Source organism: Phenylobacterium sp., assembly GCF_031412415.1.
Taxonomy (GTDB): Bacteria; Pseudomonadota; Alphaproteobacteria; order Caulobacterales; family Caulobacteraceae; genus Phenylobacterium.
In genome coordinates this window covers 1-8,353 of sequence record NZ_JANOCX010000392.1, presented here as the reverse complement: position 1 = coordinate 8,353, position 8,353 = coordinate 1, and the positions used below count along the sequence as shown (strand labels likewise).

The 8,353-nt window shown below is 67.2% G+C and carries 9 protein-coding genes; 3 read left to right on the top strand and 6 right to left on the bottom strand.

The window, feature by feature from the left end:
• The first annotated feature begins 79 nt into the window (after positions 1 to 79).
• Positions 80 to 595: a hemerythrin domain-containing protein gene (locus RMO04_RS18510; protein ID WP_309646243.1), complete on the top strand. Its 516-nt coding sequence runs from the start codon at positions 80 to 82 to the stop codon at positions 593 to 595.
• A gap of 3 nt (positions 596 to 598) precedes the next feature.
• On the opposite strand, the gene RMO04_RS18505 is transcribed toward RMO04_RS18510, so the two are convergent.
• The 3 genes from RMO04_RS18505 to RMO04_RS18495 form a co-directional block, all read right to left on the bottom strand.
• The gene (locus RMO04_RS18505; protein WP_309646242.1) at positions 599 to 1,327 is read right to left on the bottom strand and encodes a hypothetical protein; all 729 of its coding nucleotides are present in this window, start codon (positions 1,325 to 1,327) and stop codon (positions 599 to 601) included.
• Positions 1,328 to 1,601: 274 nt separating this feature from the next.
• Positions 1,602 to 1,748 carry a hypothetical protein gene (locus RMO04_RS18500; RefSeq protein WP_309646241.1) on the bottom strand — a complete coding sequence of 49 codons (147 nt, stop codon included), beginning with the start codon at positions 1,746 to 1,748 and terminating at the stop codon, positions 1,602 to 1,604.
• A 35-nt stretch (positions 1,749 to 1,783) separates the two neighbouring features.
• On the bottom strand, positions 1,784 to 2,662 hold the full coding sequence (locus RMO04_RS18495; RefSeq protein WP_309646240.1) for a transglutaminase family protein: 879 nt from the start codon (positions 2,660 to 2,662) through the stop codon (positions 1,784 to 1,786).
• A gap of 93 nt (positions 2,663 to 2,755) precedes the next feature.
• Between RMO04_RS18495 and RMO04_RS18490 the strand changes: the two genes are divergently transcribed.
• Complete coding sequence (locus RMO04_RS18490) at positions 2,756 to 3,979, top strand: putative DNA modification/repair radical SAM protein (RefSeq protein WP_309646239.1); 1,224 nt, start codon at positions 2,756 to 2,758, stop codon at positions 3,977 to 3,979.
• A complete protein-coding gene (locus tag RMO04_RS18485; RefSeq protein WP_309646238.1) occupies positions 3,979 to 5,409 on the top strand; it encodes a UdgX family uracil-DNA binding protein in 1,431 nt (476 codons plus the stop codon). Before RMO04_RS18490 ends, RMO04_RS18485 begins: the two co-directional genes overlap by 1 nt.
• Here RMO04_RS18485 and RMO04_RS18480 read toward each other — a convergent pair.
• From RMO04_RS18480 to RMO04_RS18470, 3 genes are all read right to left on the bottom strand, one after another.
• The gene (locus RMO04_RS18480; protein ID WP_309646237.1) at positions 5,381 to 6,559 is read right to left on the bottom strand and encodes an MFS transporter; all 1,179 of its coding nucleotides are present in this window, start codon (positions 6,557 to 6,559) and stop codon (positions 5,381 to 5,383) included. The genes RMO04_RS18485 and RMO04_RS18480 overlap by 29 nt on opposite strands.
• A gap of 3 nt (positions 6,560 to 6,562) precedes the next feature.
• Entirely contained in the window at positions 6,563 to 7,231 is a 669-nt protein-coding gene (locus RMO04_RS18475) for a TetR/AcrR family transcriptional regulator (RefSeq protein WP_309646236.1), read from the bottom strand.
• Positions 7,232 to 7,362: 131 nt separating this feature from the next.
• A partial coding sequence (locus RMO04_RS18470; protein ID WP_309646235.1) for a VWA domain-containing protein occupies positions 7,363 to 8,353 on the bottom strand: 991 nt, incomplete at its 5' end.

The following is an 8,353-nucleotide window of genomic DNA, read 5'->3' as shown; positions in this document are numbered from 1 at the left end:
TGCTGAAGTAAGCGTTGCCGGCGGAACATCACGACGCCGGCCACGTTCGCATGCCCTGCCAATTCAAGGAGACTGGGACATGCCGAACGACAAAACCATGGACGCCGTCGCGCTGCTGAAAGCCGACCACCGCAAGGTCGAAGACCTGTTCGCCAAGTTCGAAGCCGCCAAGGGCGACGGCAAGAAGAAGGCCCTGGCCGAGCAGATCTGCATGGAGCTGACGATCCACACTAAGATCGAGGAAGACATCTTCTATCCGGCCTGCGAGGGCGCGATCGACGAGGACCTGCTGAAGGAAGCCTATGTCGAGCATGACGGCGCCAAGGTCCTGATCGCCGAGATCGAGGCCGGTGGCCCCGACGACGAGTTCTACGACGCCAAGGTCAAGGTGCTGTCCGAGATGATCGAGCACCACGTCAAGGAAGAGGAAATGCGGGTCGAGGGCATGTTCAGCCAGGCGCGAAAGGCCGGCCTGGACATGGACGACCTGGGCGAGCGAATGGCCGCCGAGAAGGCGCAACTCATGGCGGACTACAAGGTTGGCGGCACCCCCCGCCCCGAGACCTCGACCTTCACCGGCACGGCGTTGGCCTAGGCGTCAGTATGAGGCGAGGTCGTCGTCGAGATCGGCGACGACCTCCATCACCCGCTCCAGTGGGATGCAGCGCCCCAGGCGCTCGGCCTCATGGGTGGCGACATAGAGCCCGATCCATTGGAGCAAGGTGCTGTCGCCGACCTGCTCGCGCAGCGCCACCGGCCCGCCGGAACAGCCCGCGCCGCCGATCCCATCCACGTGGAAGCTGAACGGGCTGATGCGATAGTCGCTGGCCAGGGTGAATCCCCGGGCGATCGGCGCCTCGCGTAGGATCCCCGCCCCGCCGGGATAACCATAGATCAGGCCCGGCGAGCCTGTCGTGAGCGCAAGACCCTCGCGCACGACCTTATAATCCCCGAACCGGCCCAGCATGTTGATCGCCTGGGGCTCACCCTTCAGCCGGACTGGGACGGCGGCGACGTCCAGGGCGGCGTCGTCGGGATCCCCGTGCCAGCTAAACAGCGGACGGCTGCCATCGTAGAGCGGTACTTCCAGGCCAAGCGCCTTGCAGGTCAGGACGTGACCGTACAGATCGCTCCAGGTCGCCTCGGTCCCACGGTTCTTGAAGTAGAAGGTGTTGGGGCGCAGCAGGCAGTGCAGGGCGGTCAGCACCAGATAGCGGTCGCCGCCCAGCTGATAGAGGAAGCCCGAGAACACCTGGTGCGGCTCCCCGGACTTGAGCCGGGTGACGAACCTCTGTGTCGCGAGGCCGAAGGGGTCGAGTAGGTCCATCCAGCTTCCCTGCCGGCCTCGCGATGAGTCTCTTGCGCGGCCATGGCGATGCTGGCGCGATTTCGCTCGCGTGTCTGTCGGTGATTGTGGCGGGGAAGCATAGGGACGCCACGCCCGAAGCAGCGGCCCAGTCGCGGCCTCCGATGACGTCCACGGCGAGGCCTTGCTTCAACCGCTCGCGCGGCGATCGGACCCCGAGCCGAACCTTAGAGCGCCAAGGTTGAGAGCCACCGCCCCTTCTTGGGGGTGTTGCCGAACGGCGACATGCCTGCCCTCAATGCCCCGGTCGCGGCTGGAACGACCGCGATGGCTTGGTCTTTCCCGCCGGCTTGTCGGCCTTCTGACCGTGCTGCGGGGTGGCCGCCGATTTCGGCGGTTCGAAATTCACCATCCGATCCTGCTGCTGGAACTTCAGCGACATGGGCGTTTCCTCCGAAAGCAACTCTAGGCGACAGACTAGGCGGCGGCCTTGACGGGGTCGGCGGGGCGCACGTCAACCCGCACGGTCAGGCTCGCCAGGCCGGGATCGCCCAGGATCGATCCGCCTATCGGCGAGGCCTCCTCCGGCGTCCTGCTCACCGCGACAGGGATCAGGGCGGAGGACTCGGCCAGACCGTTTGTGGGGTCGAACTCGGTCCAGCCGAGGTCGGGCAGGAACACCTCGCACCAGGCATGTGTCGCGCCGGCGCCGCGGATGTCGGACAGGGCGGGCGAATAGAGATAGCCGGTGACGAACCGCGCCGCGTAGCCCAGCCGGCGCAGGCTCTCGACCATCAACCACGCCAGGTCGCGGCAGGCGCCCGAACCCATGGCGATGGTGTGGGCCGGGCTGCGAGCGTCGCCTTCCGGGCGCTCCGTATAGGCGAACTGCGCGCGGATGCTGGCGTTCAGGCGAAGTACGAGGTCCAACGCGGTTTCGTCGGGCCGGGCGACCTGATCGCGAACCCAATCGAGCAAGGCGCCGTCGGGATCGTCGGTCGCCGGATCGATGAACGGGTCCAGCACCAGGCGATCGCAACGGTCATAGACGATCGGCATGGCGGTCCTCGGATTCTCGATGCGCAGAGCCGAGAGCGAGGCGGGAAAACGTTCGATCACCAGCTCGCTGATGATCGAAAGCTCCCTGGACTGGCCCTCGGGCATGAGCATGCAGACGCAGTTGCCCAGCGCGTCGTAGAGCCACCGCGTCTGGCCGGCGGGAGAGAAGCTGAGCGATGCGCGGACGATGCGCGTCGCGTGGCTGTCGCGCGGCCGCACCAGCAGCCGGTGCGGGCCGAACCCCACGGGCTTCTCGTAGCGGTAGTGGGTCTCATGGCGGATAGTCAGGCGGGTCATGGCAGGCTCGGAACCGCTGCGGGACAAGCTGGTTCCCCCGCCATGTGGATTTGACGGGTGGACAGAACAAAGCAAGAACAATAACTTGCTCTCATGACCACCCTGGATCTGAAGCAGAAGCTCGCCATCCTGTCCGACGCGGCGAAGTACGACGCCTCATGCGCCTCCTCCGGGACGTCCAAGCGGGATTCGTCCAACGGCAAGGGCGTGGGATCGACCGAAGGCTCGGGGATCTGCCACGCCTATGCGCCTGACGGGCGCTGCATCAGCTTGTTGAAAATTCTGCTCACCAACTTCTGCATCTACGACTGCGCTTACTGTGTGAACCGGGTGACCTCGAACACGCCCCGCGCCCGGTTCAGCGTCAAGGAGGTCGTCGACCTGACCCTGGGCTTCTACAAGCGCAACTATATCGAAGGCCTGTTCCTCTCCTCGGGCATCATCCGCACCGCCGACTACACCATGGAGGAGATGGTGCGGGTGGCCCGGTCGCTGCGCCTGGACCACGACTTCCGCGGTTATATCCACCTGAAGGTGATCCCCGAGGCCTCGCCGGGCCTGGTCAACCAGGCGGCGCTCTATGCCGACCGGGTCTCGATCAATATCGAGCTGCCCCGCGACGAAAGCCTGGCGGCGCTGGCGCCCGAGAAGGACGCCCTCGGCATCCGCAAGGCCATGGGCTCGGTGCGGCTGGGGATCGAGGAGACCACCGACCGCAAGGCGACGGCCAAACCACCGGCCTATGCGCCGGCTGGCCAATCCACCCAGATGATCGTCGGCGCCGACGCGGCGACCGACGGGGAGATCCTCGGGCGCAGCGACCGGCTCTACGGAGCCTACGGCCTGCGCCGGGTCTATTATTCCGCCTACAGCCCGATCCCCGACACCACCTCGCGGCTGCCGCCGGTCCGCCCGCCACTGATGCGCGAGCACCGGCTGTACCAGGCTGATTGGCTGATGCGGTTCTACGGCTTCGCCCGGATAGAGATCGCAGCCGATAACGAGGACCTCGACCTGGCCATCGATCCCAAGCTGGCCTGGGCGCTGAAGAACCGCGGCCAGTTCCCCGTCGATCTCAACCGCGCCGAGCGCGAGCGCATGCTGCGGGTGCCCGGCCTGGGGGTGAAGAGCGTCGACAAGATGATCGGCGTGCGTCGCTACAAGCGGCTGACCCTGGAGGACGTGAAGCGCCTGACACGGGGCATAGCCAAGGTGAAGCCGTTCATCGTCACGGACGACTGGCGCCCCGGCGCCCTGACCGATCATGCCGATCTGCGCGCCAGCCTGACGCCGCCGGTCCAGCCGAGCCTGTTCTGATGCGGGTGGCGCGCCTCGACTCGGAGACCGACTTCGCCGGATGGCGGAGCGCCGCGCGGACGTTGCGCGATGCCGGCGTCGCGCCGGAGGCCGCCGTCTGGACCGTGAGCGGGGAGGGCGATCTGTTCGGCGAACCCCCACCGACGCCTGGCGTCGCCCAGCACGGCTTCACGGTGCCCAAAGGGTTCATGGACTTGGCCGAGCGGGTGATCCTGCACCGCTCGGAGCAGCGGTTCGCCCTGCTATATCGGCTGCTCTGGCGGCTGCAGGCCGAGCCGAACCTGCTGCGGATCGTCTCCGATCCCGATGTCGCCAGGGCCCGGGACATGGCCAGCAACGTCAACCGCGCGGCGCACAAGATGAAGGCGTTCGTCCGTCTGCGCCTGGTCGCGGAGGGGCCTGAGGAGACCTACGTCGCCTGGTTCGAACCGGCCCACCGGGTCGTCGAGGCGACCGCGCCGTTCTTCGCCCGTCGCTACGCCAACATGAACTGGTCGATCCTGACGCCCGACGCCTGCGCCCATTGGGACCGCCAGAGCCTCAGCTTCACGCCTGGCGCCGATCCCGCGGAAGCGCCGACCGAGGATGCTTTGGAGGACTACTGGCGCACCTACTACGCCTCGATCTTCAACCCGGCGCGCCTGAAGGTGGACGCCATGCAGAAGGAGATGCCCAAGCGCTACTGGCGAAACCTGCCCGAGGCGAGCCTCATTCCCGCGCTGATCGCAGCCGCCGAGACCCGGACATCCGCCATGGTCGCCGAGCCGCCGTCGGAGCCGAACCGCCGGGTTGTCCGTCAGGCCCAGCGCCTGTCGCGGGATGGTTCGTTCGAGGAGGGGGCGCCGAGCAGCTTGGAGGAGGTGACCGCCGGGGTGGATTTCTGTCGGCGCTGCGATCTGTGGCGCGACGCGACTCAGGGCGTCGCCGGCGAGGGTCCGGCCAAGGCGCGGCTGATGCTGGTCGGTGAGCAGCCCGGCGACCAGGAAGACCTCGCCGGCCATCCCTTCATCGGACCTGCGGGCAAGGTGCTGGACTGGGCGCTGGCCGAGGCGGGCGTTCCGCGTGCGGAAACCTATGTCACGAACGCGGTGAAACACTTCCGCCACGAGCTGCGCGGCAAGCGCCGCATCCACCAGAATCCGACGACCCGCCATGTGGAGGCCTGCCGATGGTGGCTGGACGGCGAGCGCCGGATCGTCAGGCCGCGGGTGATCGTCGCCCTGGGCGGAACGGCGGCCCAGGCTGTGTTCGGCAAGGCCGTCCCGATCGCCGCCAACCGGGGCAAGCCTCTGGCGCTCAGCGATCGGGCCCAGGGCGTGGTCACCTATCATCCCTCCTACCTGCTGCGCGTTCCGGACGCCGCGGAGAAGGCGCGCGCCTACGCCGCCTTCGTCGAGGATCTCAAGCTTGCGTGGGCCCTGGCCGCCTGAAGGCGCGCAGGAACAGGAAGCCCAGCCCGATGGCGATCAAGGCCGCCGCCGCGCCGAGGAAGGCGGTGCGATAAGACGTGGCCTGAGCCAGGGGACCAAAGCCCAGCAGCATCAGGGTCAGGGCCGTGAGACCCGCGAAGCTTCGGGTGGCCGCCAGGGTCGCGCGCATCTCCGTCGGAATGGCGTCGTGCAGCCGCGCGTCGAGATTGACGTCTATGACCTTGAACAGTCCCGCCAGGACGATGATCAGAACGACGGCCCAGGGCTGATACGCCAGGGCGGCCCCGCCCAGCATCAGGCCGATGGCCGCAAGCAGGCCGAGGAAGAAGGCCAGCGGCCAGGCGCGAGCACGATAGGCCAGGGCGGCGCCCGCGCCTTGGCTCGCGCCCACCAGCCCTACGACCAGCGCGATGTCGGAGGTCCGCAGCCCGACCTCGCGGCCGAACACCGCCCAGAAGGCCTCCAAACCGCCGCCGAAGGCCTGGCTGACCGCCAGGATGGCGATCACGCCGGGCAGCAGGACGTGGCCGGCGGCGTAGCCGAAGCCGCGCTTCAGCTGCCCCAGATAGTCCGCTCGGCCCATGGGCTGGGCGCGCCGCGCGGCCGGCAGCGACAGCGCCGCCCAGGTCGCGGCGATCGAGGCGGCGATGCTGGCGATGATCGGCGGGCCATAACCATGGGTCACGACATAGGCGGCCAGGAACGAGGAGATCAGCATGGCGGCGAACAGGCAGGCCTGGGCGCGTCCCACGATCCGAGCGTACTCGTCGGCGCGGCCAGCCTCGCGCAACTCGTCATAGACCAGGGCTTCGAACACCCCGTTGGTGAAGGCGCTTTTCACGCCCCACAGCATCAGCCCGATCAGGAAGCCTACGAAACCCGGGAACAGCAGCCACGCCAGGAACCCGATCGCGCGGGCAAACTGCGCGCCGGCGAGCAGCCAGCGGCGCGGAAAGCGGTCGGCCAGCAGGCCCGCGGGCATCTGCAGGACAAAGGCCGTGGTCGACCAGGCGATGAGCGTGACGGAGACCTGCCAGGGCGTCAGGCCGTGGTCGACGAACATCACCGCGTAGAAGGGATAGATCAGTAGGAAGCCGTCGAAGAACTTCAGCGCGCAGGCGGTGACGACCAGGCGAGAGGGCGCAGCCACGCCCTAGGCCAGGAACCCGGCCTCGGCGAAGTCGAGCATCCGCTTCAGAAGGCCCTCGGTGTCGCCCTCGCGCGTCGCGCCGTCCGACAGGACATGCAGGCGGTCGAACTCTGCGAAGCGGTTGTTGTGGACCATGCCCAGGCAGAAATGCAGCCGCCAATAGACGGTCTCGCGCGGCACGTCGGGCATCGCCGCGATCAGGGAGTCGGCGAAACGCGCCAGGTGGCTGACGTCCTTGGTGAGCGCCTCGCGCATCTCCAGCGTGCCTTCGCTTCGCGAGCGGATAATGAACTGGACCGAGATGCGCCGGTCGTTCTCGGGAGAGGCCCAGCGCAGGGGCGGGGCGAACAGCGCCTCCAGGATGTCGCGGACGGGCGGTTTGCCCTGATGGCGGTCGCTGGCCTCGTGCAGCATCCGGGCGCGCTCACGGTTCAGCTCCGCCGTGCGCCGACGGAAGATCTCGAACAGCAGGGCGTCCTTCGACCCGAAGTGGTAGTTCACCGAGGCGAGGTTGACCCCGGCGTCCGCGGTGATGTCGCGCACGGAGACATTCTGGAAGCCGTGCAGGGCGAACAGCCGCTCGGCGGCGCAGAACACCGCGGCCTTTGTGGCGGCCTCATTGGGCTCGGCGAGATCGTTGGCCGGGGCTGCGTCCACGGGCGATTCCTTCACGTGCGGCTCCACCTTAACAGGAACGACACAAAGGGCGATGTGACGTTCTCGACGAGTCTTGGCGGATTCGGCACGATCTGCGGCAAGGAATTGGCCCGGTTGAAACGAAGTCGGCGAAAAACCGCCCGAGATCAGCGCGCGAGCGTGCGCATGGCCTTGTCCAGGCCTTCGATGGTCAACGGGAACATCCGGTCGCCGACCAATTGGCGCATCACCTCGATCGATGGGGTGTAGTCCCAGTGCCGCTCGGCGGTCGGGTTCAGCCAGACCATGTTCTCGTAGATGTTGGCCACACGGTCCATCCAGACCGCGCCGGCTTCCTCGTTCCAGTGCTCCACCGAGCCGCCGGGATAGGTGATCTCGTAGGGGCTCATGGTGGCGTCGCCGACGAAGATCACCTTGTAGTCGTGCGAGAACTTGTGGAGCACGTCCCAGGTGTTGAGCTTCTCGGCGTGACGGCGCCGGTTGTCCTTCCACACGCTCTCATAGAGGCAATTGTGGAAGTAGTAGAACTCCATGTTCTTGAACTCGGTCCGCGCGGCGGAGAACAGTTCCTCGCAGATCTTGATGTGGCTATCCATCGAGCCGCCGATGTCGAAGAAGATCAGCACGCTGATCTTGTTGCGGCGCTCCGGACGCAGGTTGATGTCCAGATAGCCCTTCTCCGCCGTGCCCTTGATGGTGGCGTTCATGTCCAGCTCTTCGGCGGCGCCGTCGCGGACCCATTTGCGCAGGCGGCGTAGCGCCACCTTGATGTTGCGGGTGCCCAGCTCGACGGAGTCGTCGAGGTTCTTGTACTCACGCTTGTCCCAGACCTTGATCGCCTTGCCGTGGCGGCCCTTGTCCTGGCCGATGCGGATGCCCTCGGGGTGATAGCCGTTGGCGCCGAACGGCGAGGTGCCGCCGGTGCCGATGGCCTTGGAGCCGCCCTCGTGGCGCTCCTTCTGCTCCTTCATCCGCTCGGCCAGGGCCTCCATCAGCTTGTCGAAGCCGCCCATGGCCTCGATCTGGGCCTTCTCCTCCTCGGTGAGGAACCGCTCGGACAGGGCCTTCAGCCACTCGGCCGGGATGTCGTGGGCGGGCTCGCCCTCGATCCGCTCCAGCCCCTTGAACACGTGGCCG

Coding starts and splice junctions, on each gene's coding strand:
- RMO04_RS18510 (WP_309646243.1), top strand. CDS start 80: ATGCCGAACGACAAAACCATGGACGCCGTCGCGCTGCTGAAAGCCGAC.
- RMO04_RS18505 (WP_309646242.1), bottom strand. CDS start 1,327: ATGGACCTACTCGACCCCTTCGGCCTCGCGACACAGAGGTTCGTCACC.
- RMO04_RS18500 (WP_309646241.1), bottom strand. CDS start 1,748: ATGTCGCTGAAGTTCCAGCAGCAGGATCGGATGGTGAATTTCGAACCG.
- RMO04_RS18495 (WP_309646240.1), bottom strand. CDS start 2,662: ATGACCCGCCTGACTATCCGCCATGAGACCCACTACCGCTACGAGAAG.
- RMO04_RS18490 (WP_309646239.1), top strand. CDS start 2,756: ATGACCACCCTGGATCTGAAGCAGAAGCTCGCCATCCTGTCCGACGCG.
- RMO04_RS18485 (WP_309646238.1), top strand. CDS start 3,979: ATGCGGGTGGCGCGCCTCGACTCGGAGACCGACTTCGCCGGATGGCGG.